The organism is Pseudomonas sp. Irchel 3A5 (genome assembly GCF_900187575.1).
GTDB classification, from domain to species: Bacteria; Pseudomonadota; Gammaproteobacteria; order Pseudomonadales; family Pseudomonadaceae; genus Aquipseudomonas; species Aquipseudomonas folii.
Genome location: NZ_FYDU01000012.1, coordinates 79,958 through 104,074 on the forward strand (window position 1 = coordinate 79,958; position 24,117 = coordinate 104,074).

Genomic DNA, 24,117 nt, shown 5'->3' on the forward strand with positions numbered 1-24,117 from the left:
TCAGGGGTTTCGTTGTAAGCCAAAACCTACATAAAAGGTCTTTGGAGGACACAACTCGACTGATTGTCATGAAACCGAAACATTTGAGGGTTTAAATCCGCATCGGGCCTTCCCATGGACGGGCCACAAAATTTCCCTTGTTGAGGTATCGCCGTGATTCTGCTGACTAAAAAACGCTTGTCGGTTCTGCTCGCTTCGATGTGCCTGAGTGGCATGGCTCATGCGGTAGACGTAACAGGCGCTGGTTCGAGTTTCGTCTTCCCGGTTATCTCTGCGTGGTCGCAGGACTACAGCAAGTCTGCCGACAACCGTATCAACTACCAGTCGATCGGTTCCGGTGGCGGTATCGCTCAAATCAAGGCCGCGACCGTTGACTTCGGCGCATCCGATGCTCCTCTGTCTGCCGAAGACCTGGAAAAAGGCGGTTTGGGTCAATTCCCGAGCGTGATCGGCGGCATCGTGCCAATCATCAACGTTGAAGGCATCGAACCTGGTCAACTGAAGCTGGACGGCCCGACGCTGGCCAAGATTTTCATGGGTGAAATCAAGAAGTGGAACGATCCTGCCATCGTTGCCTTGAACCCTGAGTTGAAAGACAAACTGAAAGACCAGGCCATCACCGTGGTTCACCGTTCGGACGGTTCGGGTACTTCTTACAACTTCACCAACTACCTGAGCAAAGTCAGCCCGGAGTGGAACGAGAAGCTGAAGTTCGGTTCGACCGTGCAATGGCCGGCCGGTGTAGGCGGCAAGGGTAGCGAAGGTGTTTCCGCCTACGTGAAGCAGATCAAAGGTTCGATCGGCTACGTTGAGCACTCTTACGCCGAGACCAACAAACTGTCTTACACCCAGCTGAAAAACGCTGCCGGCAAGTACATCAAGCCTGACGCCAAAGCATTCGCGGCTGCGGCTGACACTGCCGATTGGGGCAGCGTCAAGGACTTCAACCTGATCATGACCAACGCTCCGGGCGAGGCCGCATGGCCGATCACCGCAACGACCTGGATCATCATGTACAAGAAGGCCAAGAACCCTGAGCAAAGCGCTGCTGCGTTCGACTTCTTCAAATGGTCCCTGGAAAACGGTCAGAAACAAGCCGAAGGCCTGTCTTACGTAGCCCTGCCAAAAGCACTGGTCAGCAAGGTTGAAGACTACTGGAAAACCGAGTTCACCAAGTAATTCGACGTTTCTCCGGCTCACCCCTGTCATCGTGAAGCGATGACAGGGTTTCTTTGCGAGTGGACCCAAGATGACTGAAAACACCCAATATTTGTCCGCTGCGATCCCTGCGTCCGTAACCGAGGGTGAACGCCGAGCGGCTCGCGATCAACGTCACGACCGCTGGTTCAAGCGCACTATGTGCGGTGCGGCAATGCTCGTTCTGGCGTTGCTCGGCTGTATCGCTCTTTCGACCTTGTGGGGCGGAAGCCTTGCATTCCAGACGTTCGGTTTTGGCTTTCTGACCAGCACCGAGTGGAACGTGGTTGATGGCAAGTTTGGTGCACTGGTACCGATCTACGGTACGTTGGTGACCTCTTTTCTGGCTTTGCTGATCGCCGTTCCGGTGAGCTTCGGCATTGCGATTTTCCTGACTGAAGTAGCGCCGCCCTGGTTGCGTCTGCCGATCTCTTCGGCTATCGAACTGCTGGCGGGTATTCCTTCGATCATCTACGGCATGTGGGGCCTGTTCGTGTTCGGTCCTTACATGGCTGAACATATCGCACCGTGGATCAATGAAAACCTGGGCGAACTGCCCTTTATCGGCCCCATGTTTCAGGGTCCACCGTTGGGTATCGGCATGCTCACCGCCGGCATCGTGCTGGCGATCATGATCACGCCATTCATTACCTCCGTGATGGTCGAAGTATTCAAAAGCGTACCGACCACGCTTAAAGAGTCTGCATACGCCCTGGGCGGCACGACCTGGGAAGTGGTCTGGGACATCGTTCTGCCTTACACCCGCTCCGCAGTAGTCGGCGGCATCTTCCTCGGGCTGGGCCGCGCACTGGGTGAAACCATGGCGGTGACCTTCGTGTTGGGCAACTCCCACCAGTTCTCGGCGTCGCTGATGATGCCAAGCAGTTCGATTGCTTCGGTAATCGCCAACGAGTTCAACGAGGCATACACCGACCTGCATCGCTCGTCGCTGATTGCCCTGGGCTTCCTGCTGTTCGTAGTGACCTTCATCGTGCTGGCCCTGGCTCGCATCATGCTGTCGCGTCTGTCCCGCAAGGAGGGGTTATGAGTAAGGATGTGACTGGCAACGAGAGCCTGTACCGGGTTCGCGATCTCAAGAACAAGGCTGCAATGGTCCTCAGTTGTGCCGCGACGGCGTTCGGCCTGTTGTGGCTGGTGTGGATTCTGCTGACCACCATCATCAATGGCGTGGATGCATTGAACCTGCGCCTGTTCAGCGGCATGACCCCGCCGCCGGGTGTTGAAGGCGGTCTGGCCAACGCCTTTTACGGCAGCGTGCTGATGTCCGGCATCGGTCTGTTGATCGGTACGCCGATCGGCCTGATGGCTGGCGTGTGGCTGGCGGAGTTCGCCCGCTACTCGAAACTCGGCAACGCGGTGCGCTTCGTCAACGACATTCTGTTGTCCGCCCCTTCGATCGTTCTCGGCCTGTTTGTCTACACCGCGGTGATCCTGCCGCTCAATGAGTGGACCGATCACAAGGTGGGCTTCTCGGCAATTGCCGGTGCGCTGGCGCTGGCGCTGCTGGTGATCCCCGTGGTGGTGCGCACCACCGATGAAATGCTTCAACTACAACCTTCAACCATGCGCGAAGCCGCGCTGGCCCTGGGTGTGCCGCAATGGAAGCTGACCCTGCAGATCGTACTGCGTGCCGCCAAGGCGGGTGTGGTCACAGGCGTTCTGCTGGCGCTGGCCCGTATCACCGGTGAAACCGCGCCGCTGTTGTTCACCGCATTCGGCAATCAGTTCTGGAGCAGCGATCTGCTCAAGCCGATGGCCAGCGTACCGGTCGTGGTGTTCCAGTACGCCATGAGCCCATTCGACGATTGGCACTCTCTGGCCTGGGCTGGCGCTCTGGTCATGACGATGTTCGTGCTGGTCCTCAGCCTCGCTTCCCGCTTAATTCTTTTGCGCAATAGGGCGTCTTGATGAATAACCTTTCCCTTGCCAATGAAAAAACCAAGATTCAAGTTCGTGGTCTGGAGTTTTTCTACAACGAACAGAAGTCGCTGAAATCCATCGACATGATCATCCCGGAAAAACGCATCACCGCGATCATCGGTCCTTCGGGTTGCGGCAAGTCGACACTGCTGCGCGTGTTCAACCGTATCTACGCGATGTACCCGAAGCAGGAAGCGAAAGGTGAAGTGCTGCTCAACGGCGAGAACATCCTGGCGCCGGGCTACTCGATGAACCGCCTGCGCAGCCACGTAGGCATGGTGTTCCAGAAGCCGGTGCCGTTCCCGATGTCGATCTTCGACAACATCTCCTACGCCATCAAACACCACGAAAAGTTGTCACGTCGTGAAATGGAAGATCGCGTGGAAGAGGCCCTGCGTGGCGCAGCGTTGTGGGACGAAGTCAAAGACAAGCTCAACAAGAGCGCCACCGGTTTGTCCGGTGGTCAGCAGCAGCGTCTGTGCATTGCCCGCACCATCGCGCTGCGTCCGCAAGTGTTGTTGCTCGATGAACCGACTTCAGCCCTCGATCCGATTTCCACTGGCCGTATCGAGCAACTGATCACTGAACTCAAAGAGCAGTTCACGGTGATCATCGTGACTCACAACATGCAGCAGGCGGCCCGTTGCTCGGACTACACCGCGTTCATGTTCATGGGCGAACTGATCGAACACGGCGACACTGACACCATCTTCACCAAGCCGTCGAAAAGCCAGACCGAAGACTACATCACTGGCCGTTTCGGCTGATTTCCCTTCTCAGAGAATCGGGGAGACCCTGTCGCGGTCTCCCATGAATTCTTCCAGTCGACTGCGCAGCCAGCGCTCAGCCGGGTCGGTGTCCATGACGCTCAACCAGGTCATGGACAGCTCCAGATTGGGCGTGATGAAGGGCAGGGGTTCGCCATACAGCCTGCCGGTATTAATCATTGCCTGAGTCAGGTGGTCCGGCAGATTGCACAGCAAATCAGTGCCCGCCATCAGCGCGGGCAATGTGCTGTACTGCGGAACGGACAGCACGGCATGCCGCTTGCGTCCAATAGCATCCAGCCATTCATCCGCGAAGCTGCTGATATTCGCCACATGCGACACCACCACATGCGGGCGTGAGCAGTACTCGTCCAGCGTCATGGGCGTAGCCGATTTGTCGGCTCGCACCACCATCGGCTGTATCGAACGCAGCAGTTTGCGTTTGGCATTGGCGGGCAGCTCTCGCGTCAGGCATACACCTACGGTGACTTCGCCGGACATGAGCAATTCCGAGATATTCCAGTAGTTGACCTGTTTGATGACGAGGACCACGCCGGGTGCTTCTTCACGAATCGCGCGTAACAAGGCGGGCATGAGGCTGTATTCGACGTCATCCGAAAGGCCGATTCGGAAGGTCATGTCGCTGCTTGCCGGGTCGAACTCGCGGGTCAGGCTCAGGGCGACGGACATGGCGTCCAGCGCGGGGGACAGGTGATGGATGATCTCCTGTGCTCTGGCCGTGGGTTCCATGCGATGGCCAACGCGAATGAACAGCGGATCATTGAACAGTGCCCTTAGCCGGTTGAGGGCGGCGCTGATGGTGGGTTGGCCGAGAAACAGCTTTTCAGCAGCGCGCGTGACGTTGCGCTCTTGCATCAAGGTTTCGAAAACCACCATCAGGTTGATGTCGGCCTTGCGCAGTTCGTTTCGATTCATTGGGCTGGCGATCCGGGAGGGCTTTTAGCTTTGTGGGGTCAAGCTAACAGCTACAGGCTGTAACGCTCAAGCTGCGTGTTGGGTTTGGGTTTGGGTTTGGGTTTGGTGTCGATACCGGGGTTGGTGTGTATATCCGTTATTTCGGTTGCTGCTGATATTGGTTGCGCTTTTACAGCGCCTCACTTTTGAAAGCGCAAAAGTAAGCAAAACGCTCTTGCCCCACCACTGGGTGCCTCGCTGTCGCTCGGCATACCCGTAATCCGACATTGCTGCGTGGGGCCGCCGCCACCGGCCATCCATGGCCTGAGGCGGCTAAACCGGCATCCCTGCCGGTTTACCCCACACAGCAATATCGAATTCCGGCCGACGTGGTTTAACGGGGCGCTTAAGATCAAAATCTAAAGCAGATCAAAAGCAGATCAAAAGCAGCGGATTCACCTCGGACCGGTAGGAGCGAACTTGTTCGCGAGACGTCAGCACAACCAACGCATTCGACATCTGACACACCGCATCGCAGCCTTCGGCAGCTCCTACAGGTGCCCGGCAATCCACACAAACAGGTCGGCTGTCAGGCCGCCGCGCTGTTGATTTTGATCTTAGGCGCCCCGTTAAACCACGCTGGCCGAACGCAGATTCTGAAGCGTGGGTAACCCGGCAAGGATGCCGGGTTAGCCGCACCGGGCCATGGATGGCCCATTGCGGCGGCCCACGGTTCAGGATTTGCGGGCGGGTACACCGAGCGACAGCGAGGTGCCGAGTGGTGGGGTAAAGGCCTTTTGGTTACTTTTGGGCCTCAAAAGTGACGCGCTGTAAGAGCGCAACCAATAGCAGCCATAACCGCGATAACGGATATGTACACCATCACACCGAAACAGCCCATTACAACTCCACACCCATTCCCGCACTGAACTTCAACGAAGCCCCACCGGTCAGCTTTACATGCTGATCAAGAGGGCTCGAATCCATGCATATCTCACTGGAACACCAAGTCGCATTGGTCACCGGGGCCAGTTCCGGCCTGGGCGCGGGGGCTGCCAAGGCGTTGGCAGCGGCAGGGGCGGCGGTGGTCGTCAACTACAACTCCCAGGCCGAACCCGCTGAAAAACTTGCCGAACAAATCATCGCCGCCGGTGGCCGTGCAATTGCCATCGGCGCTGATGTTTCGAAAGAAGACGACGTCGAACGCCTGTTCGCCAAGACCATTGAACACTTCGGCCACCTCGACATATTGCTGGCCAATTCCGGATTGCAAAAAGACGCATCGATCGTCGACATGACCCTCGCAGACTGGAACAAAGTCATCGACGTCAACCTTACCGGTCAATTTCTCTGCGCTCGCGCCGCGCTGCGACAGTTCATCAAACAAGGCATGCGCCCCGACGTGTCCCGCGCCATGGGCAAGATCATTCACATGAGCTCAGTGCACCAACTGATTCCGTGGGCAGGCCACGCCAATTACGCGGCTTCCAAAGGTGGAGTCGATCTGCTGATGCGCAGCATTGCTCAGGAAGTGGGCGAGCAACGGATCCGGGTCAACAGCATCGCACCTGGCGCGATTCGCACCGCCATCAACGAAGACGCCATGGCGGGCGACAAGGAAGCCAAGCTCCTGAAACTCATTCCTTATGGCCGGGTTGGAGAAGCCGAAGACGTGGCGAATGCAGTGGTGTGGCTGGCGTCGGACTTGTCCGATTACGTGCATGGCACCACCTTGTTTATCGATGGCGGCATGAGCCTGTATCCGGAGTTTCGAGACAATGGCTGACTTCCCGGAAGAACCGCAAAACGCAATTGAGAACCACGGCATTATCGGTGACATGCGCAGTGCCGCATTGGTGGCCGATACCGGTAGCATCGACTTCTGTTGCTGGCCGGACTTCGACAGCCCGTCGATTTTCAGTGCGCTGCTGGACACCAACAAAGCCGGTATCTTCAAACTGGCTCCGGATCTGCCCAATGCCCGTCGTCAGCAGCTTTACTTGCCGGACACCAACGTGTTGCAGACCCGCTGGATCGATGAAGACGCGGTGGTGGAAGTCACCGATCTGATGCCGATCGGCGACAACGTTGATGACCTGCCGCGTGTCGTGCGTCGGGTCGAGTTGCGCTACGGTGCGGCGACTATTCGTATGCAGTGCCGTGTACGACTGGATTACAGCCGCGCTGAGACGGTTGCGAAGCTGGACGGCAAGGATGTCTGTTTCGAGGCCTCGGGTCAGCCGGGCATGCGCCTGTCAGCGAACGTGCCGATGCAGGTCAACGAGCAGGCAGCCACTGCCGAGTTCACTCTGAAGAAGGGCGAGTTCGTGGAGTTTATTCTTGGCGGTGTCGACGATCCCCAGGTCAGCGCCGGGCAATGCCAGCAATATTTCACTGACACCCTGGCGTTTTGGCGGCGCTGGAGCAATCAGTCGTCGTACCGCGGCCGCTGGCAGGAGATGGTCAACCGCTCGGCGCTGGCCCTCAAACTGCTGACCTCGCGCAAGCACGGCGGCATTGTTGCTGCTGCGACGTATGGCCTGCCGGAAACACCGGGCGGCGAGCGCAACTGGGATTATCGTTACAGCTGGATTCGTGATGCCTCCTTCACGGTTTACGCCTTTATGCGGCTGGGCCACACCGATGAAGCCAACGACTTCATGCGCTGGGTGCGCGGGCGTCTGGGGGATTGTGTCGAAGAGTCGAACAAGCTTGGCATCCTGTACAGCCTCGACGGTCGTGAAGAGTTGCCTGAAGAGCACCTTGAGCATTTCACCGGCTACGGCGGCGCGTTGCCGGTGCGCATCGGCAACGAGGCGTACAAACAGACTCAGCTGGATATCTACGGCGAGCTGATGGATGCCGTGTATCTGGCCAACAAATATGGCGAAGCGATTTCTTACGAAGGCTGGAAACACGCGACCCGGCAGGTGGATTACGTCTGCGAGCATTGGCGTGACAAAGACGTCGGTATCTGGGAAATGCGCGGTGACGACCAGCACTTTCTGCATTCCCGCTTGATGTGCTGGGTTGCACTGGATCGCGCTTTGCGTCTGGCTTTCAAGCGTTCCTTGCCTGCGCCTTTCGACCGCTGGGACAAGGAGCGTCAAGCCATCCACGATGACATCTGGAATAACTTCTGGAACGCTGACCTCGGTCACTTCGTGCAGCACAAAGGCAGCCGCAACCTTGATGCATCTATGTTGCTGATGCCATTGGTGCGGTTCGTCGGTGCCAGCGATCCGCGCTGGCTGGCCACGCTGGACGCCATCGAAGCCACGTTGGTACGCGATGGCATGGTTTATCGCTACCGCAACGATGATGACCATCACGACGGGTTGGCGGGTGAGGAGGGAGCGTTTACCGCCTGTTCATTCTGGTACGTCGAATGCCTGGCCCGTGCCGGGCGTGTTGAACAGGCGCATCTGGAGTTCGAACAACTGCTGCGCTACGCCAACCCTGTGGGGCTTTACGCCGAAGAGTTCGACAGCCATGGGCACCACTTGGGCAACACGCCACAGGCTTTGAGTCACCTGGCCTTGATCAGCGCGGCGAGCTTCCTTGACCGTAAGCTCGATGGCGCCAAGACGCTTTGGCAGCCTTGATGGTCGCGATCCAGAAAATGGAATGCTTTCCCCTGTGGGAGCGGTGCTTGCCCGCGATGGGAGCACCGCAATTTTCACGTGAACCGCATCCAGCCTTATCGCGGGCAAGCACCGCTCCCACATGAAAAATTGCATTCCAGCTTAATATATTCACCGACTCTGCAACGCATACCCCACCAGCGCATTCTCCAGCACGAAGCGCTCGCCGATCATTGCGCAGTAGCTCATCCGGGTCAGGAATGCACCTTGGCCTGCAAGAAACACTTTGATGTCGTTCACTTCTTCGCACATTTCCAGCGTACGTCCTTGCAATGCGCCGCTGGCCTGAGCCGAGCGAAGGGCGCCCAAGGGTGTCCAGTCAGCGATGATCAGTGCACCGGGAGGGGCGGTTTGCTCATACACGCGGACGAACTGTTCAGCCGAACGATCCGGCAGATAAGGTGCCATGAAGTAATGGATGTCGTCACGAAACGGCAGCGATTCACTGTGCACCGGCAAGCGAATAACGCCCGTCGCATACAGCGAGTAAACCAGCAAAATAGTGAACGGCGAGCTGAGCACTGACAGGTCCAGCAGCGGCTGACGACTGCAATTGGTCGACAGCAGTCGGCTCAGGCTCATCACGCCAAGGATGCACAGTAGCGCTACGCCAGGCAGAAAAAACGTGAAGCGATCGGTGACGTTGTAAGACACGGCGAATACAAAATTCAGCGCTGCTGCACACCACAGCAAACGCAATCGGTTGTCCCTGGGGAACAGAATCAGCCCCAGCAACTGTGGGCCTATCAGGGATAACAGCAGAATGAACACCGAGTTCTTTTCGTGCCACATGTCATCGAAGCGGAACAGACTGCCTTCCCAGTTGGGCGTTTGCGCACGGACTGAAGAACCCGTCAGGTAGCGGTGGGCAATGTCCCACAGGCTCATGCCCGATTGCAGGTCGTGGATGATGCCGGGAAACGCCACTGAAAAGCCTAGAACAAAACCCGGAATGGTCACCACGGTGCGCAGCTTGTGCTGATAGAGCAACTGCAAGTAAAGCGGCAGCAGCACCACGAACGTCAGCTGATGGATAGCCGCGCCGAGACCGGTCAGCAGACCGATGATCAGCAATTTACCCAGATCGCCAAAGCGCGATTTCTGGTCCAGATGAACCTGGTAGGCGAGCAACACGAACAGCGAATTGAGAATGTAAACCTCAGCCTTGGTCGATACCCAGAACACCCCGTGAGCCAGAATGGTTGCCGTGGTGGCCAACAGCGCCTGACGCTTACTGGCGCCGACAGTTACCGCCAGCGAGTAGATGATCCATGCCAGCGGCAACAGAAGAATGGAGTTGAGAAGGCTCAGAACGTGAGGCCCGAACAGGTCGAACACCAGGGTATTGATGAACTGATAGAGCGGATGATCCAGCGGACCGAGAGACTGACTGAAGTAATGCCCCTGAGAAGCCTCGGCGAGAAATACGCCATTGTCCATCCACTGGATCGGACCGCTTGAGGCCAGAAAACTGGCAGCTATGGCCCCAAAGAGCAATAACAACGCAACTGCATTTGAAGACTGACGGTGACTGCCCTGAACCATCGCGTTGCTCCTGTGCTAATTCGGGGTTGATTGCTCGATTGAGGTCCGTTCCTGCGCGTCGCCAGACTTTAGCTGCAGCAGCATCACGGCGCCGATGGCCACGGCAAACCACAGTGTTGCGAGGCGAATCAGCACGGTGGCGGCAATTGCGTCGGCGCTGGACATGCCTTTCCAGACCAGCAGGCCGACCATCACCGCCTCGGCACCGCCCAACCCGCCCGGCATGAAGCTGATCGCCCCGGCGAGCATGGCCAGCGCATAGACGAACACCGCGAAGGTCAGTTCGATGTCGGCGCCCATCCAGTTGAGGATCCAGTGAAACGCCAGCGCTTCAGCGCTCCAGGCCACGACGCTGAGGGAGGTGACGACCAGTAGCAGACTCAATCGATGGCAGTGCTGCGCCGCCAGCAACACGTTTAGCAAATGGCGACCAAGACCGAGCAGTTTTCCGCCTCCTTCAGGTATCGCGGCGGCGATTCTCTCCAGCAGACGACGCTGGGAAAGCACCAGCAAACCGATACCCACCAATGCCATTCCAACGATGATCATGGGGCGCGAATCCGGGTACAGCGACAGGCCAAACAAGGTCAGGAGGACCACTGCAAACAGGTCCGACAACCGCTCGCTGAAAAACGCCGCGAAGCTTTGCGGCCAGGGCACACCCCAACGCTTGAGCAACACCCCGCGCAGCGCTTCACCGGCCTTGCCTGGCGTAGTGGTCAGGGCGAAGCCTGCCAGATAAATCTTCAGGCTGGGCCGCCAGGGCACAGGATGCCCAAGTACGTTCAGGTAGGTCTGCCAGCGTAAAAAGCGCAGGCCATAGTTGGCGGCGGACATCAGCAGCGCGATGGCAATGCCGATCAAACCCACTTCGCCCACCGCTTTGCTGACCGCTTCCCAGCCGCCCCACAGAGAAAATCCCAGGTAACCCAGCGCGGAAAACACCACCGAAAGCACCACCGCGCGATAACGCCAGCCCGAGAGCAACAGCGCTTCGTTCATAGGTTCAGCCTCTTGAATAACGGCTGCGGGATCGAGCGGATGACCAGCATGATCAGCGCCCAAAAGCCTGGCGTGTAAAGGGTCGGTGCCTTGCGGGCGATGCCGGCGACGATGCGCTCCGCCACCTGTTGCGGCTGCGCCAGGAGTGCGGCGGGCAGCGACAGGCCCTGGGTCATGGGCGTGTCGACAAATCCCGGCTTGATCGTCAATACATGCACGCCGACCTTGAACAGACGCGCCTGCAAACCTTCGCTGAACGTGGACACGGCCGCCTTGGCCGAACCGTACAGATAATTGGAAGGTCGACCGCGATCACCTGCGACTGACGAGATGACGGCCAGACTGCCGCATCGCTGGGTTTCGAACTGATTGGCCAGTAAGGTCAGCAGGGCTATCACCGAAGTGCCGTTATTGGCGAACTCCTGCAACGCGACACTCACATCCTGCTCGCAGACCTTTTGATCGGGCAGGGTGCCATGGGCGATCAGTGCGACATCGATTTGTCCCAGCGCCAGCAAACAACTGTGCAGCATGCCTGGATGGGCCGCGATATCCGTCGCGTCCATCTCGTGCAGGTTTATCGCTCTCGCGCCACGGCCCTTGAGGTCGGCGGCGGTCTGCTCCAGCTTGTCGCCGTTACGTGCCACCAGAAAGAACTCGCTGCCTTCACTGGCCCACAGTCGTGCGCAGGCGGTGGCGATGGCCGAGGTAGCGCCGATGATCAACACTCGTTTCATAAGAGGCCTCGTTTCATAAAATCACTCGTTTCCAGAAGCGCGACATCAGGGAGGAATCGCGCAGTGCTTCCAGATGCTCCCAGGCGGGGTATGCCTGACGGAAATCACTGCCACTCATGTGAGCGTCCTTGGCCGGATACAGGCGGCCGCCCGCGGACCGGACAATGGCGTCCAGACGCGGGAACAGGACGTGCTGCAAATCACTGCTGTTGGGGAAATCCAGTGCCAGCGAGGTGCCGGGCAGGGGGAACGACAGCAAACCGGGCGAGGCGATGTCGCCGCAGCGCTTGAGCACCGCGAGAAAAGACCCCTGACCTGAATCAGCGATAGCCCCGAGCAGCTCGGCCATGGCCGCTTCGGCGTTGGCGTCGGGAATCACGCATTGGTACTGCTGAAAGCCTTGGCGGCCGTAAATGCGGTTCCAGTGCATGATGCGATCCAGCGGGTAGAAGAAGGGCTCGTAGGCACTGCGTTTTGCGGTTCGCTTGCCTGGATGCGCGCGCCAGTAAAGCGAGTTGAAAGCTCGCAGTGACAGGTTATTGATCAGCGAGACGGGCGGCGTCAGCGGCATTTTCAGGCGGCTGCCGCGCTCGACCTCAAGCGAGCCATAGCGCGCATGATCACCGACGATGAATACGCCGCGCCCGGTATTGGCACCTTTGGCCAGACAGTCGACCCAGGCCACGCTGTATTCGTGCTGGTGATCCAGTTCCGCGCTAAGACTGAAAAATTCGGCCAGGTTGGCGAAGCGCACCACCGTGCTGTCAATCTGGCTGGAGCGTACCCGCATCAGTTGCAGGTCGGCCCAGTTAATGACGCCCGTGAGACCCAGACCGCCAATACTGGCGGCGAACAGTTGGGCATTTTCCACCGGCGAACAGATTCGCGCCGTCTCGCCGTGGCGCAACAGGCCAAAACGCAAGACATGGTTCCCGAATGTGCCACGCAGGTGATGATTCTTGCCGTGTACGTCATTGGCGATGGCACCGCCAACCGTGGCGAATTGAGTGCCGGGCGTGACGGGCAAAAACCAGCCATTAGGGATGGCCGCTGCGAGGATTTCGGCCAGGGTGACACCTGCTTCCACGCGGATGGTGCCGGTGTTCCAGTCGGCGCGAATGAAGCGATCCAGTGCGCGCATGTGCAGTACCTGATCGCTGGCAGCCAGGCAACTGTCGCCATAGCTGCGGCCGTTACCGTAGGGCAGGCAGGTCTGGTGCCGATCGATGACGTTGTGCATGTGGTCGGTGAGGCCGTCGATCCATGGACAGGCATGTCCGTGTTGCGCGGTTCGCGGGTAGCGACCCCAGGAGTACAAGGGCTCAGTCATGCAGCGATCCAGAACACGAGGACGAAGAGGGCACCGATCACCTGGCTCATGCGGTCGCGAATCGCGAACACCACCGGGTCATCGTTCATCAGGCCGCGATGGGTGAGCATCCAGACCCGGGTAATCCAGAACAGCAGCAAGGGGCAGGTCAGCCAGATGACGTGAGGATGGCCGTACATCGCGACGGTCGAGCCTTCGTGGATGTAGAGGGCGAGCACCATCACCGCCAGATGGCCGGACGACGCACCCAGCGCGGCGATCATGTCCAGGTCGCCGGGGTAGTAGCCGCGGCCGCGCGCCTTGTCCATCAAGTCCTTGGCTCGTGCCTCACGCAGCTCGGCGTAGCGCTTGACCAATGCCAGGCTGAGAAACATGAACATTGAAAAAGCCAGAATCCAGAACGTCAGCGGCAGGCTGAACGCGGCAGCACCGGCCAGGATGCGGGCGGTGTAAAGCATCGCCAGGACGATCACATCCAGCACCATCTGCCGCTTCAGACTCAGCGAGTAGGCCAGGGTCAGTCCGTAATACGCCGCGAGTACGGCGGAGAACTGCCAGGGCAACAGCAAGGTGGACCCGACAAATGCGCAGATCAATAACACGGGCACGATGACCAGCCCGGACTTGATCGACAGCTTGCCGCTGGCGAACGGGCGCTTGCGCTTGCTCTGGTGGTGACGGTCGTCAGCCAGGTCCAGCAGATCATTCAGCACGTAAACGCTGGACGCACACAGGCCGAAGAACAGAAAGGCCAGGACGCCGTTTAGCAGCAGGTCTGCTCTGCCAAACTGATGCGCCGCGAGCAGGGGGACGAAGATCAGCGCGTTCTTCATCCACTGGTGCATACGCAACGCTTTGCGCCAGTCGCGCAGGCTTGAGGTATTGGAGTGAATGACGTTTTTGACGTTGCCCTGGGCCTTGGCTTTTTTCTCTACTCCCCGGAGAGGATTGACCACGATGGCCTCGCGGGCGGCATCCCAGATGGGCAGATCGTCCATGGAGTTGCCAAGGTAATCGAATCCGTTCTGACCATAATGGCCCACCAACAGGTCACGCTTGGTGTGAGCTGAAAGGTTGCGGTCGGCATTGGAGGCCACCACCAGATCGAACAACTGCAAGTGTTCGGCGATGCGTTTTGCCAGGCTGTCGTGGCTGGCAGTGGCCAATACGATCATCCGTCCGGCGGCGCGTTCGGCTTCGATCAACTCGATCACTTGCGGGTCGTAGGGCAATACCGTTACGTCAATCTGCGTATTGAGCGCCAAACCTTCTTTAAGCGCCGCTTTACCCTTTAACAACCATCCAAACAGTTTATAGATTTGTAGCGGATGACTTCGAACGAATGTCATCGCGGTTTCCATCAACAAGTCGGACTGCAATAACGTGCCGTCGAGATCGACAACTAAGGGGAGGAAAGGTTGAGGAGTAGTTTGTTGAACTCTTCCCTGAATTCTGGCCATGTCGGTGCGCTCCTGCCGGGGGTGAGCGCACTATGAAACGGAAGAGTGATTAAGCCACCTCAATAAAACTAAACAGGTTGCTTTATATCGTCAGTGGGCTGGCGTCAGAAAGTATCCCGTCTTTGTAAGGCTTGATAGATGCGGCAAGTGTTTCATCAGGATTACAACTAAGCAGGTATCTTCAGTCCGGGATTTATGCGTCAATTCTGACTGCGTTTACCGTATCTGTAGGCGATTGCGCCGTGAACCAAGCGATCTCTGTAGCAACTGCCGAAGGCTGCGATGGGCGGTTATCAGGGTTATCGCTTCGCAGCCTTCGGCAGCTCCTACATAGGAATCGCATCCATTCAGTGGCTTATGGTTTGTTTGAGAGGCGCCGCAGGGCCGCTGTCTATTCCATAAGCCGACGAGTCATAATGACCGCGTTTTCAGTCGATGGAACGCCGTCATGATGAGCAATCCGCTGTTACGTGCCCTTGTGCCGCTGGTGGCAGACCTGAGTCGCGAGCTGCCCGACGAGGAGCGCTATCGACGGTTGTTGAGTGCATTGCGGGAACTCTTGCCGTGCGACGCGGTGGCCTTGCTCAAATTTGAAGGCGATGTACTGATCCCTTTAGCGGTAGAAGGCCTGAGCGCTGATACCCTCGGGCGGCGCTTTCGGGTTGAAGAGCATCCGCGACTGAAGATCCTGCTGGAAAACCCCAGACCGACGCGTTTCTCCATGGACTGTGACTTGCCTGACCCCTACGACGGACTGGTCGATGGCCACGGCGGCCAACTCGAAGTTCACGATTGCCTGGGGTGCCCGCTTTATTTTCAGGGCAAACCCTGGGGGCTGATCACCCTCGACTCTCTGGAGTCATCGAGTTTCGGTCAGGTCGACCTGGATAACCTCGAAGCCTTCGCCAGCCTGGCGGCCGCGACGGTGATCGCCAGTGAACGCATCAACCAGTTGGCAAGGGGGTTCGAAGATCAACGGCAACTGGCTGAGGTGTACAAACGTGCCGCCGGGGGACGCGGGCCTCGTGAGTTGATTGGTCAGAGCGCGGTCCACAAGCGCCTGCTTCAGGAAATTCAGCTGGTAGGCAATAGCCTGTTGTCTGTGTTGATCACGGGTGAGACCGGCGTTGGCAAGGAGTTGGTCGCTGAGGCCATACACTTTGGCTCGCCTCGGGCGCATAAACCGCTCATCAGCCTTAACTGTGCGGCGCTGCCGGAGACCTTGGTTGAGAGCGAACTGTTCGGCCATGTCAAAGGTGCGTTTTCCGGGGCAGTTAACGGTCGCAGCGGCAAGTTTGAACTGGCGAATGGCGGAACTATCTTTCTCGATGAAGTCGGCGAGTTGCCATTGTCTGTGCAATCCAAGTTGCTGCGCGTCCTGCAGAGCGGTCAGGTGCAGCGGGTGGGTTCCGATCAGGAGCATCATGTGGATGTGCGGATCATCGCCGCCACTAATCGTGATCTTGCCGAAGAAGTGCGCGCCGGCCGTTTTCGCGCTGATTTGTACCATCGGCTGAGCGTCTATCCGCTGCTGGTTCCGCCATTGCGCGAGCGTGGCCGCGATGTCCTGTTGCTGGCGGGCTACTTCCTTGAAGAAAATCGCGCCCGTATGGGGCTGCGCAGTTTGCGTCTCAACAGCGAGGCGCAGAGGCTGCTGCTGGGTTATCACTGGCCAGGTAACGTGCGCGAACTGGAACACTTGATCAGTCGGGCAGTGCTGAAGTCGCTGTCGTCCAGTGCCGGGCGACCACGTATTCTCACCATCGAAGCGCAAGCTTTAGGCCTGGAAAACGAGGTGCTTAGTGTGAGCACAAAACTACAAGAAGATAAGCGCTCACTCCCGGATACCGGGGCTAATTTGAAAGTGGCGGTGGACGCTTATCAGAAACAACTGATTGAACACGCACTGTTGCGCCACGACGGCAAATGGGCCCAAGTAGCGCGGGAACTGGGGATTGATCGTGCCAACTTGAGCCGACTGGCCAAGCGTCTGGGTATTCGCTAATCACTTTTTTTACGCCAAATCAAGCGTATGAGGGCGTCAAGTCGTGTAGAACAGGGCGAGCTGTTATTGGTCGCGATTTGTGAAAAAAGAGTGAATTTTTTGGAAAGACGGGATGTCCTCTATTGCACTAAGCAAACCAACAAGGAGGCGCTGCCTGGATGTCACAGTACAAACATTACAGAATCGATTATTTGCTAAACGGCGCGTTCAAGTCTTTCTACATCAGTGCTGAGCACATGGATAATTCCGAAGCATGGCATCATGCCAGCGTTGATGCAGGGATTGCACGTATCCCCAAATATCGAACAGAAAAAGTCCCCCGCGTTTCCAAGCCTTACGCGGAACACTTCGGTATTACTAACGTGGAATGGCTGCAAAGTTGAAGACCCTGGCCGGTGTTGTCTGATCGACACGCCGGCCTGGTGCGCCTGCAATGGGCGCACCCTGCGGCCTGTGGAATCATCGATGCGCAATATTCTCCAGGGCCAGATTGCGGGTTTTCGGCCCGAACCTGCCAATGGTAATGATCACGATCAACATGCTGCTGACGATGAACGCCAGAACCCCCGGTGTGCCGAAGTGATCGAGAAAAAAACCGATCAACAAGCTGCTGAACACGGTCGACAGACGGCTGAATGAATAGCAGAAGCCTACGGCGCGGGCACGAATGTTGGTGGGGAATAATTCCCCTTGGTATGAGTGATAGCTGAAGCTCAGCCATGCATTGCAGAAGGTGATCATCACCCCGCAGAACACCAGGCCGACAGCTGAAGTCTGAAAGGCGAACAGGGTGCCGAAAATCATTGAGCCCAACGCCGAGCCGACGATCTGCCATTTGTTTTCAAAACGGTTGGCGAACCTGACGAACAACAGCGGACCCAGCGGATAGGCAAGGGTGATGATAAACGCGTAACCCAGACTGTGGGTCACGCTGACGCCCTGACCGGACAGTAACGCCGGTAACCAGTTGCCAAAGCCGAAGAAGCCGATGGCCTGAAACACATGGAACACGATCAGCATCAATGCCCGACGGCGATAAGGCGGCTGCCAGATGTCCGCGAAGCGGCCCTTGCCCGAGACGGCAACCACTTCCGGTTCCGGGACGTCCAGTGGCTTGCCATGGTCGCGCTCGCAGCGTGCTTCGATGTCATCCATGATGCGTTCGGCTTCGTCGAAGCGGCCGTGTTGCGCCAGCCAGCGTGGCGACTCCGGCAGACGTGAGCGTAGCCACCAGATAAACAACGCAAATACCGCACTGGCGAGCACCACCCAGCGCCAGCCGGAGATGCCGAACGGCGCTTGTGGCACCAGCCACCATGACATCAGCGCCACAGCGGGCACTGACAGAAACTGGATAAAGAAGGCAAATGCAAACGCCGAGCTGCGCATGCGTTTGGGCACCAGCTCCGACAGGTAAGCGTCGATGGTGACCAGTTCGATCCCCAGACCGATCCCCACCAGAAACCGCATGCAGATAATGCCCAGTGCATCAGTCTGAATGCCCATCAATACGGTGGCGATGGTGTACCAGATCAACGCGAAGGTAAAAATCGCCCGACGGCCAAATCGGTCCGCGATGGGGCTTAGCAGGCTCGCACCCAGAAACAGGCCTAGAAAAGTCGCCGAGGCAAAGGCTGCCTGATCTGAAAAGCCGAAAACACCTTGGGCGCCCGTGGCGAAGATTCCGTCACGCAGAAGGCCAGGGCTGATGTAGGCCGTCTGGAACAAGTCGTAAAGCTCGAAAAAACCACCGATAGACAGCAGCGCCACCAGTTTCCAGACCGTGGCGACGGCCGGCAGACGATCTATTCGCGCCGAGATCTGAGCGGCACGGACCGGATCGGGACCGTCGTCGGCTGCATCGGTCGGCGAAGAGTTCGCAGTAGAAGGGGAGGACATACACAGGCATCCATTATTTTTTGATGGCGTATGGTAGCGGGTTTACAATTTGTAATGATTGCTGCTTTTGGCTTGGTTTGGATTTTGGTTGGTGAAAAATTGCTAGAAAATTTAGTTTTTTGGTCTTGAAGATTTATTTGTAGAAGTTATTAGCTTGAATAAAAATTTTGCAGGTCACCACACTACTACCCGTTGGAACGCAGAACCAGTGGGAGCAGGGCTTGCCCGCGATTGGGTTTACAGATTATCGCGGGCAAGCCCGGCTCCCACAGGTGCTGCGCAGTCCCGTAGGACCGGCTAAAGCCGGTCCTACGCAAGAGCGCAATCTCATATGGGAGACTGCCCGCGAAGAACGATAACGCTGCGCATCTGATCTACCGGGTCGGCTGATTCGCGGGCAAGCCACGCTGCAACAGGACCAGCGTTGGCTGTGCGGATGGCTGTATCAAGATATGTCACGAATCTTTAATATTGTCTTCCGCTCTGCTGCCAGTCTGGTTTCCTGTGAAGTTCAAACTGCCCACTACCGCCACCGCTCCATTTTGCCCATCGGCTGTCACCGACAGCGTTGCCATTCCGGCCAATGCCTCGTTGGCGCGCAAGATGCTGTTGTTTATCGGCCCTGGCCTGCTGGTTTCCATTGGCTACATGGATCCGGGCAATTGGGCCACCGCTATTGAAGCCGGGTCGCGATTCGGTTACGCGTTGTTGTTTGTGGTACTGCTGGCGAGTCTGTCCGGCATGGTCTTGCAGAATTTGTGTTCGCGATTGGGCATCGCCACTGGTCGAGACCTGGCGCAATTATCCGCCTCGCGTTACAGCCCAGGCGTTGCGAAAGGGCAGTGGCTGCTGGCGGAACTGTCGATTCTTGCCACTGACCTGGCTGAAGTGCTCGGCGCAGCGTTGGCGTTTCACCTGTTGTTAGGTGTGTCGATCACCACTGGGGTAGTCCTTACCGCTTTCGACACAGTAATCGTGCTGGCACTGCAAGGTGCCAATTTCCGCCGCCTGGAAGCCATCATACTGGGCCTGATCGCCACGATTGGTGCCTGCTTCACGGTAGAACTGGTGCTGATCAAACCGTTCTGGCCGGACGTCGCCGCAGGTCTGAAGCCCACTTGGGACGTGCTCAGCAATCAGGAACCGCTTTATCTGGCCATCGGTATTCTCGGCGCAACGGTCATGCCTCATAACCTCTACCTGCATTCGTCATTGGTGCAGACCAGGGTCAATGGTGACGATGACGCCAGTAAAGCCAGCGCGATCAAGTTCGCGCGACTGGACACCATCGCTTCCCTGAGTCTGGCGCTGTTGATCAACGCCGCGATCCTGATCCTCGCAGCGGCCGCGTTCCACAAGAGTGGGCACACCGATGTGGTGGAAATTCAGGATGCTTACCACCTGCTGGATCCTTTGGTGGGCGGGGCGGTAGCCAGCGTTTTGTTTGGTATCGCCTTGTTGGCGGCCGGACAGAGTTCGACGTTCACCGGCACCATCGCCGGGCAAGTCGTGCTTGAAGGCTTTCTCCAGGCGAAGATTCCGTGCTGGCAACGTCGCTTGATCACTCGTGGTCTGGCCTTGATCCCGGCGCTGATCGGGGTGATCTGGCTGGGCGATGGCGCGGTAGGCAAGATGCTGGTGCTCAGTCAGGTTGTGCTCAGCCTGCAACTTCCATTTGCACTGTGGCCGCTGATCCGCTTCACCAGCGACCGGCAATTGATGGGACCGTTCGTCAACAGCCTCACCGTCAAGATTGCGGCCTGGGGCCTGTTTGGATTGATCTCGGCTGCGAATCTGACGTTGATGTGGTTTTGGGTGAGCTGAAAGCGCTGAACTTTTATCCTGTAGGAGCTGCCGAAGGCTGCGAAAGCGTTATATCTGACACACCCTCTTCGCAGCCTTCGGCAGCTCCTACAATGACCTTGCTGATTGCGAGTTGCCCTGTGTACTCCTAAAAATGGAGCGGCTATTGACCAGCACAGCTTCACTTACGCCTCCTGATGCAAGCCGCCAAGGCCAGATCTTCGAAACCGATCTCCCGGCACGGCTGGATCGTTTGCCCTGGGGGCGTTTTCATACCCTCCTGGTGTTTGCCCTTGGCATCACCTGGCTACTCGACGGTCTTGAAGTGACGCTGGCAGGTTCGGTATCCGGTGCGCTGAAAAGCAGTCCGGCGCTGCAGATGTCCAATAGCGATATTGGCCTGGCAGGGGCTGTGTACATTGCCGGGGCGGTGCTGGGCGCGTTGTTGTTCGGCTGGCTGACGGACCGTCTGGGGCGACGCAAGCTGTTCTTCATCACGTTGCTGCTGTATGTCGGTGCCACGGCGGCAACTGCCTTCTCGTTCAGTCTGGGCAGCTTCCTGCTGTTCCGTTTTCTTACGGGAATGGGCATTGGCGGTGAGTACACCGCGATCAACTCGACCATCCAGGAATTCACCCCGGCGCGCTACCGGGGCTGGGTCGATCTGACCATTAACGGCACGTTCTGGCTCGGTGCGGCGTTGGGCGCTGGAGGCTCGATCGTGTTGCTGGATCCGCAGTGGGTAGGCGGCGACCTCGGCTGGCGGCTCTGTTTCGGCATTGGCGCGGCATTGGGGCTGCTGATTCTGTTCATGCGCCTGTGGTTGCCGGAAAGCCCGCGCTGGCTGTTGATCCATGGGCAAACCGAGGAGGCGACACGCATTGTTGAGCAGATCGAGAACCGCCTTCGCGCGCAAGGCCACGAACTTGCGCCGTTAACGGGTAAACCCTTGCGCCTGCATGCCCGGGATCACACGCCCATCAGGGAAATCTTCCACACCCTGTTTGTCAGCTTCCGTCAGCGAGCGCTGGTGGGCATGACGTTGCTGACCGCTCAGGCATTTTTCTACAACGCGATCTTCTTCACCTACGCGCTGGTACTCACCGATTTCTACAACGTGCCCGCCGAGCAAGTCGGCTGGTACGTGTTGCCGCTGGCACTGGGTAATTTTTGCGGTCCACTGTTGCTGGGGCGGCTGTTCGACGTGATTGGTCGCCGAGTGATGATCAGCCTGACCTACGCAGTGTCCGGTGTGTTATTGGCCATCAGCGGTTATCTGTTCCAGCAGGGCTTGCTCGACGTCACACAGCAAGCGGTGGCCTGGATGGTGATTTTCTTCTTCGCCTCGGCGGCGGCCAGTTCGGCGTACCTGACCGTGGCGGAGACCTTCCCGCTGGAGATCCGCGCCTTGGCGATTGCAGTGTTCTACGCCTTCGGCACCGGCCTGGGTGGGATCATCGGGCCGACACTGTTTGGTGAGTTGATTCAGACCCAGGACCGCAGCAACGTGCTGATCGGCTACCTGATTGGCGCAGCACTGATGCTGATTGCCGCGGGAGTGCAGGGGGTGTGGGGCGTTGCGGCTGAGCGCAAGTCGCTGGAGGATGTCGCCCGGCCGTTATCCCAGGCCAAAGACTGAATCAGCAATCGATGCGCTGGGCGACATCGCGCAAGTCATCTACGGACGCTTGCAGCTTATCGATCTGCTGACCGACCTCTTTTGCATCTCGCGCATGAACGGAGTGCTGCAAATACAGCAGGTGCCCGGATAAATGCAGGGAAACACCTTCGAGATCGTCAGCAGTGCTGTGCAGATCGCTCTGGATGTTTTTCAGTTCTTCGATTTTCAACAGAGACTCCAGAAGTCAGGGGCCGAATGGCATTGACGTCCAGGTCAAGGTCAACCATCAAAGCAAAAAGATGGCTAATTGATATATTGCGCAAATTTATCACATTTGTCGCGTGCTTTTTATTCGTCTTCCAGATCGGACTCGGAGTAGGAGTCCAGCAAAGCAGCCAATGCCAGAGTGCGTTGCAGCCCCGTTGTGGTTTGCATGATCTGGGCAACAGCTTCAATGGCCGCGGCCTTGGCTTGTTCCCGCTCTGCTTCTGTGTTGTTCGGCGTCGCGTCCTGAGCCGCGGCGATGATCGATTCTTCAAAACTGTTCATGGGTTGCGCTCTGCAAATGAAGGCACCTTACGGCTGGCTTGTCATGACCGCCTGTCCAATGCGGGCCATTCTGCCTGATTCCTGCCACGAGAGTCAGTGGGCACGGCTCAGTGGGTGATTTTATTCAATACGCCGTCGACACCGATCCTTACCTTGATCACGTCATTTCAGATCAAGTTGAAGGTGTTCAAATGAGTGTGTTGGTGTCCATGGCAGCCTTTGCGCTGGCTTCCTCAATCACCCCGGGACCGGTAAATATCGTGGCATTGAGTTCGGGGGCGCGTTACGGCCTGGGCTCGGCGCTGCTGCACGTTACTGGTGCCACGCTGGGTTTCACGCTGTTGTTGATTCTGATCGGCTTCGGCCTGCATGAAACGCTGCTGCATTTGCCATTTCTGACCCTCGCAATCAAGTGGGCCGGGGTGGCTTTTCTGCTGTATATGGCCTGGAAACTGGCCCTGGATAACGGGCAGCTGGACGTAGAACGTGAAGGTGACAAGCCGTCGATGCTGGTGGGGGCGGTGATGCAGTGGCTGAACCCCAAGGCGTGGCTGGCGTGTATTGCAGGGATGGGAGCGTTTGTTGCCAGTGGCGAAACGCGGCTCATCTGGCAGTTCGCGGCGATCTATTTCGTGATCTGCTATCTCTCCCTGGCATGCTGGGCGTTTGCCGGGACGTTTCTGCGTCAATACTTGAAAAGTGCGCTGGGCATCCGCGTTTTCAACCGCAGCATGGCGCTGCTGCTGGTGGGCTGCGCGGTTTACCTGCTGGCTTACTGATCGATTATTGCAGGCGATATTGCCCTGGCGTCGCGGCCAGATGTTTCTTGAATGCCCGTTGGAAGTGCGCCTGATCGGCAAAGCCCAATTCGTGAGCCACGTCAGCAATCAGGCTGCCGTTTTTGAGTTGAGTGCGAGCGTGCTGGATGCGGCGGTTGATCAGGTACGCGTGGGGCGTCATGTGGTAACGCTGTTCGAAAGCGCGGATCAGATACGAACCGGACAAACTGGCCGCGTTGCACATGTCTTCGAGGGTAATGGGCCGTTTGAAGTTGTCATTGATGTACTGCGCCACGCGTTCGACCCGCTGGGTTGCCAGCTCCGGGCGAATAGAGTGGGTGCCCAGGGTGTGCTGCATCTGGCTGAAGAACGCTATGGCGGTGCATTGCTTGTGCAGAACCTCAGCCTGACGGTCGATCAGCGTCGCGTAGAGGTTATTCAGGCCCCTGAACAGGCCAGGTGCAGTGCTGTGGGTTTGCGCAATTGGCTGGAAATCATGGTTTCCATCAAGACCCAGTTCATGTTGCAGGCCGGTCAGCCACTGGGTATCGACGTACAGCATCAGGTATGACCAGTGCTGATCGGCAATGGGATTGCAGGCATGGACGTCGCCGGGGTTCATCAGCACCACTGTGCCCGCACGCACGTGCTGGCTGCTTTTCTCATGAAGGTAAGTGCTTTGCCCGGCAGTGATCGCCCCGATGGAAAACACTTCATGGGAGTGCTTGGCATAACACAGCTTGCGCCCATCGCCCACCGAACGTGCCTCGATGAAAGGCAACTGCTCGTCACGCCAGAAGTAGGGCGCTTGTGGTTGTGGATTCATGGGGTTATCGATCCGTCTGCAATTTTTCATGAGTGATCGGTCGTGGGACCGGCTTTAGCCGGGAAGGGGCATTTCACACACCGCAAATTCATCGGTT

At 57.7% G+C, this 24,117-nt stretch carries 22 protein-coding genes; 11 read left to right on the forward strand and 11 right to left on the reverse strand.

Features of this window, described 5'->3' with window-relative positions:
* Positions 1-153 precede the first annotated feature (153 nt).
* The 4 genes from pstS (at position 154) to pstB (ending at position 3,905) form a co-directional block, all read left to right on the forward strand.
* Positions 154-1,179 carry a phosphate ABC transporter substrate-binding protein PstS gene (gene pstS, locus CKW31_RS19820; protein ID WP_095098862.1) on the forward strand — a complete coding sequence of 342 codons (1,026 nt, stop codon included), beginning with the start codon at positions 154-156 and terminating at the stop codon, positions 1,177-1,179.
* Between the two features lie 70 nt (positions 1,180-1,249).
* Positions 1,250-2,245: a phosphate ABC transporter permease subunit PstC gene (gene pstC / locus CKW31_RS19825; RefSeq protein WP_095098864.1), complete on the forward strand. Its 996-nt coding sequence runs from the start codon at positions 1,250-1,252 to the stop codon at positions 2,243-2,245.
* Complete coding sequence (pstA, locus tag CKW31_RS19830) at positions 2,242-3,126, forward strand: phosphate ABC transporter permease PstA (protein ID WP_095098866.1); 885 nt, start codon at positions 2,242-2,244, stop codon at positions 3,124-3,126. Before pstC ends, pstA begins: the two co-directional genes overlap by 4 nt.
* On the forward strand, positions 3,126-3,905 hold the full coding sequence (pstB, locus tag CKW31_RS19835) for a phosphate ABC transporter ATP-binding protein PstB (protein ID WP_087263883.1): 780 nt from the start codon (positions 3,126-3,128) through the stop codon (positions 3,903-3,905). Before pstA ends, pstB begins: the two co-directional genes overlap by 1 nt.
* A 9-nt stretch (positions 3,906-3,914) precedes the next feature.
* Here pstB and CKW31_RS19840 read toward each other — a convergent pair whose 3' ends face one another.
* Positions 3,915-4,841, reverse strand: coding sequence for a LysR substrate-binding domain-containing protein (locus CKW31_RS19840; protein ID WP_095098869.1), 927 nt, complete (start codon positions 4,839-4,841; stop codon positions 3,915-3,917).
* 964 nt (positions 4,842-5,805) lie between these two features.
* On the opposite strand from CKW31_RS19840, the gene CKW31_RS19850 reads away from it, so the two are divergent.
* Entirely contained in the window at positions 5,806-6,606 is an 801-nt protein-coding gene (locus CKW31_RS19850; protein WP_095098872.1) for a glucose 1-dehydrogenase, read from the forward strand.
* Positions 6,599-8,425: a glycoside hydrolase family 15 protein gene (locus tag CKW31_RS19855; RefSeq protein WP_095098875.1), complete on the forward strand. Its 1,827-nt coding sequence runs from the start codon at positions 6,599-6,601 to the stop codon at positions 8,423-8,425. Before CKW31_RS19850 ends, CKW31_RS19855 begins: the two co-directional genes overlap by 8 nt.
* Positions 8,426-8,575: 150 nt before the next feature.
* Here the strand turns inward: CKW31_RS19855 and CKW31_RS19860 are convergent, their stop codons facing one another.
* The 5 genes from CKW31_RS19860 to CKW31_RS19880 are packed head-to-tail and all read right to left on the reverse strand — an operon-like array spanning position 8,576 to position 14,538.
* Entirely contained in the window at positions 8,576-10,009 is a 1,434-nt protein-coding gene (locus tag CKW31_RS19860; protein WP_095098878.1) for a DUF2723 domain-containing protein, read from the reverse strand.
* Between the two features lie 15 nt (positions 10,010-10,024).
* The gene (locus CKW31_RS19865) at positions 10,025-11,011 is read right to left on the reverse strand and encodes a lysylphosphatidylglycerol synthase transmembrane domain-containing protein (protein ID WP_095098881.1); all 987 of its coding nucleotides are present in this window, start codon (positions 11,009-11,011) and stop codon (positions 10,025-10,027) included.
* The gene (locus tag CKW31_RS19870) at positions 11,008-11,748 is read right to left on the reverse strand and encodes an SDR family oxidoreductase (RefSeq protein WP_095098884.1); all 741 of its coding nucleotides are present in this window, start codon (positions 11,746-11,748) and stop codon (positions 11,008-11,010) included. Before CKW31_RS19870 ends, CKW31_RS19865 begins: the two co-directional genes overlap by 4 nt.
* A gap of 13 nt (positions 11,749-11,761) precedes the next feature.
* Positions 11,762-13,078, reverse strand: coding sequence for an FAD-binding oxidoreductase (locus CKW31_RS19875; RefSeq protein WP_095098886.1), 1,317 nt, complete (start codon positions 13,076-13,078; stop codon positions 11,762-11,764).
* Positions 13,075-14,538 (reverse strand): UbiA family prenyltransferase, encoded by a 1,464-nt coding sequence (locus CKW31_RS19880; protein ID WP_095098892.1) that lies wholly within the window; start codon positions 14,536-14,538, stop codon positions 13,075-13,077. Before CKW31_RS19880 ends, CKW31_RS19875 begins: the two co-directional genes overlap by 4 nt.
* A gap of 448 nt (positions 14,539-14,986) precedes the next feature.
* On the opposite strand from CKW31_RS19880, the gene norR reads away from it, so the two are divergent.
* A complete protein-coding gene (gene norR, locus CKW31_RS19885; protein ID WP_256582671.1) occupies positions 14,987-16,543 on the forward strand; it encodes a nitric oxide reductase transcriptional regulator NorR in 1,557 nt (518 codons plus the stop codon).
* Positions 16,544-16,701: 158 nt separating this feature from the next.
* The gene (locus CKW31_RS19890; protein WP_027900221.1) at positions 16,702-16,926 is read left to right on the forward strand and encodes a DUF6555 family protein; all 225 of its coding nucleotides are present in this window, start codon (positions 16,702-16,704) and stop codon (positions 16,924-16,926) included.
* On the opposite strand, the gene CKW31_RS30460 is transcribed toward CKW31_RS19890, so the two are convergent.
* Positions 16,878-17,006, reverse strand: coding sequence for a hypothetical protein (locus tag CKW31_RS30460; protein ID WP_371856786.1), 129 nt, complete (start codon positions 17,004-17,006; stop codon positions 16,878-16,880). The two genes, CKW31_RS19890 and CKW31_RS30460, sit on opposite strands and share 49 nt — an antisense overlap.
* A complete protein-coding gene (locus CKW31_RS19895; protein WP_095098895.1) occupies positions 17,003-18,442 on the reverse strand; it encodes an MFS transporter in 1,440 nt (479 codons plus the stop codon). Before CKW31_RS19895 ends, CKW31_RS30460 begins: the two co-directional genes overlap by 4 nt.
* A gap of 516 nt (positions 18,443-18,958) precedes the next feature.
* On the opposite strand from CKW31_RS19895, the gene CKW31_RS19900 reads away from it, so the two are divergent.
* Together CKW31_RS19900 and CKW31_RS19905 are read left to right on the forward strand one after the other, a co-directional pair.
* Positions 18,959-20,266, forward strand: coding sequence for an Nramp family divalent metal transporter (locus CKW31_RS19900; protein WP_176469932.1), 1,308 nt, complete (start codon positions 18,959-18,961; stop codon positions 20,264-20,266).
* A gap of 145 nt (positions 20,267-20,411) precedes the next feature.
* Positions 20,412-21,884, forward strand: a complete 1,473-nt coding sequence (locus CKW31_RS19905) for an MFS transporter (RefSeq protein ID WP_256582673.1) — start codon at positions 20,412-20,414, stop codon at positions 21,882-21,884.
* Position 21,885: 1 nt separating this feature from the next.
* On the opposite strand, the gene CKW31_RS19910 is transcribed toward CKW31_RS19905, so the two are convergent.
* Positions 21,886-22,095 (reverse strand): hypothetical protein, encoded by a 210-nt coding sequence (locus tag CKW31_RS19910; RefSeq protein ID WP_095098902.1) that lies wholly within the window; start codon positions 22,093-22,095, stop codon positions 21,886-21,888.
* Between the two features lie 119 nt (positions 22,096-22,214).
* Positions 22,215-22,415 (reverse strand): hypothetical protein, encoded by a 201-nt coding sequence (locus CKW31_RS19915; RefSeq protein ID WP_027900216.1) that lies wholly within the window; start codon positions 22,413-22,415, stop codon positions 22,215-22,217.
* Between the two features lie 191 nt (positions 22,416-22,606).
* Between CKW31_RS19915 and CKW31_RS19920 the strand changes: the two genes are divergently transcribed.
* On the forward strand, positions 22,607-23,194 hold the full coding sequence (locus CKW31_RS19920) for a LysE family translocator (RefSeq protein ID WP_176469926.1): 588 nt from the start codon (positions 22,607-22,609) through the stop codon (positions 23,192-23,194).
* Positions 23,195-23,198: 4 nt separating this feature from the next.
* Here the strand turns inward: CKW31_RS19920 and CKW31_RS19925 are convergent, their stop codons facing one another.
* Entirely contained in the window at positions 23,199-24,020 is an 822-nt protein-coding gene (locus CKW31_RS19925; protein WP_095098905.1) for an AraC family transcriptional regulator, read from the reverse strand.
* Positions 24,021-24,117: the final 97 nt, after the last annotated feature.

Coding starts and splice junctions, on each gene's coding strand:
- pstC (WP_095098864.1), top strand. CDS start 1,250: ATGACTGAAAACACCCAATATTTGTCCGCTGCGATCCCTGCGTCCGTA.
- pstA (WP_095098866.1), top strand. CDS start 2,242: ATGAGTAAGGATGTGACTGGCAACGAGAGCCTGTACCGGGTTCGCGAT.
- pstB (WP_087263883.1), top strand. CDS start 3,126: ATGAATAACCTTTCCCTTGCCAATGAAAAAACCAAGATTCAAGTTCGT.
- CKW31_RS19840 (WP_095098869.1), bottom strand. CDS start 4,841: ATGAATCGAAACGAACTGCGCAAGGCCGACATCAACCTGATGGTGGTT.
- CKW31_RS19850 (WP_095098872.1), top strand. CDS start 5,806: ATGCATATCTCACTGGAACACCAAGTCGCATTGGTCACCGGGGCCAGT.
- CKW31_RS19855 (WP_095098875.1), top strand. CDS start 6,599: ATGGCTGACTTCCCGGAAGAACCGCAAAACGCAATTGAGAACCACGGC.
- CKW31_RS19860 (WP_095098878.1), bottom strand. CDS start 10,009: ATGGTTCAGGGCAGTCACCGTCAGTCTTCAAATGCAGTTGCGTTGTTA.
- CKW31_RS19865 (WP_095098881.1), bottom strand. CDS start 11,011: ATGAACGAAGCGCTGTTGCTCTCGGGCTGGCGTTATCGCGCGGTGGTG.
- CKW31_RS19870 (WP_095098884.1), bottom strand. CDS start 11,748: ATGAAACGAGTGTTGATCATCGGCGCTACCTCGGCCATCGCCACCGCC.
- CKW31_RS19875 (WP_095098886.1), bottom strand. CDS start 13,078: ATGACTGAGCCCTTGTACTCCTGGGGTCGCTACCCGCGAACCGCGCAA.
- CKW31_RS19880 (WP_095098892.1), bottom strand. CDS start 14,538: ATGGCCAGAATTCAGGGAAGAGTTCAACAAACTACTCCTCAACCTTTC.
- norR (WP_256582671.1), top strand. CDS start 14,987: ATGATGAGCAATCCGCTGTTACGTGCCCTTGTGCCGCTGGTGGCAGAC.
- CKW31_RS19890 (WP_027900221.1), top strand. CDS start 16,702: ATGTCACAGTACAAACATTACAGAATCGATTATTTGCTAAACGGCGCG.
- CKW31_RS30460 (WP_371856786.1), bottom strand. CDS start 17,006: ATGATTCCACAGGCCGCAGGGTGCGCCCATTGCAGGCGCACCAGGCCG.
- CKW31_RS19895 (WP_095098895.1), bottom strand. CDS start 18,442: ATGTCCTCCCCTTCTACTGCGAACTCTTCGCCGACCGATGCAGCCGAC.
- CKW31_RS19915 (WP_027900216.1), bottom strand. CDS start 22,415: ATGAACAGTTTTGAAGAATCGATCATCGCCGCGGCTCAGGACGCGACG.
- CKW31_RS19920 (WP_176469926.1), top strand. CDS start 22,607: ATGAGTGTGTTGGTGTCCATGGCAGCCTTTGCGCTGGCTTCCTCAATC.
- CKW31_RS19925 (WP_095098905.1), bottom strand. CDS start 24,020: ATGAATCCACAACCACAAGCGCCCTACTTCTGGCGTGACGAGCAGTTG.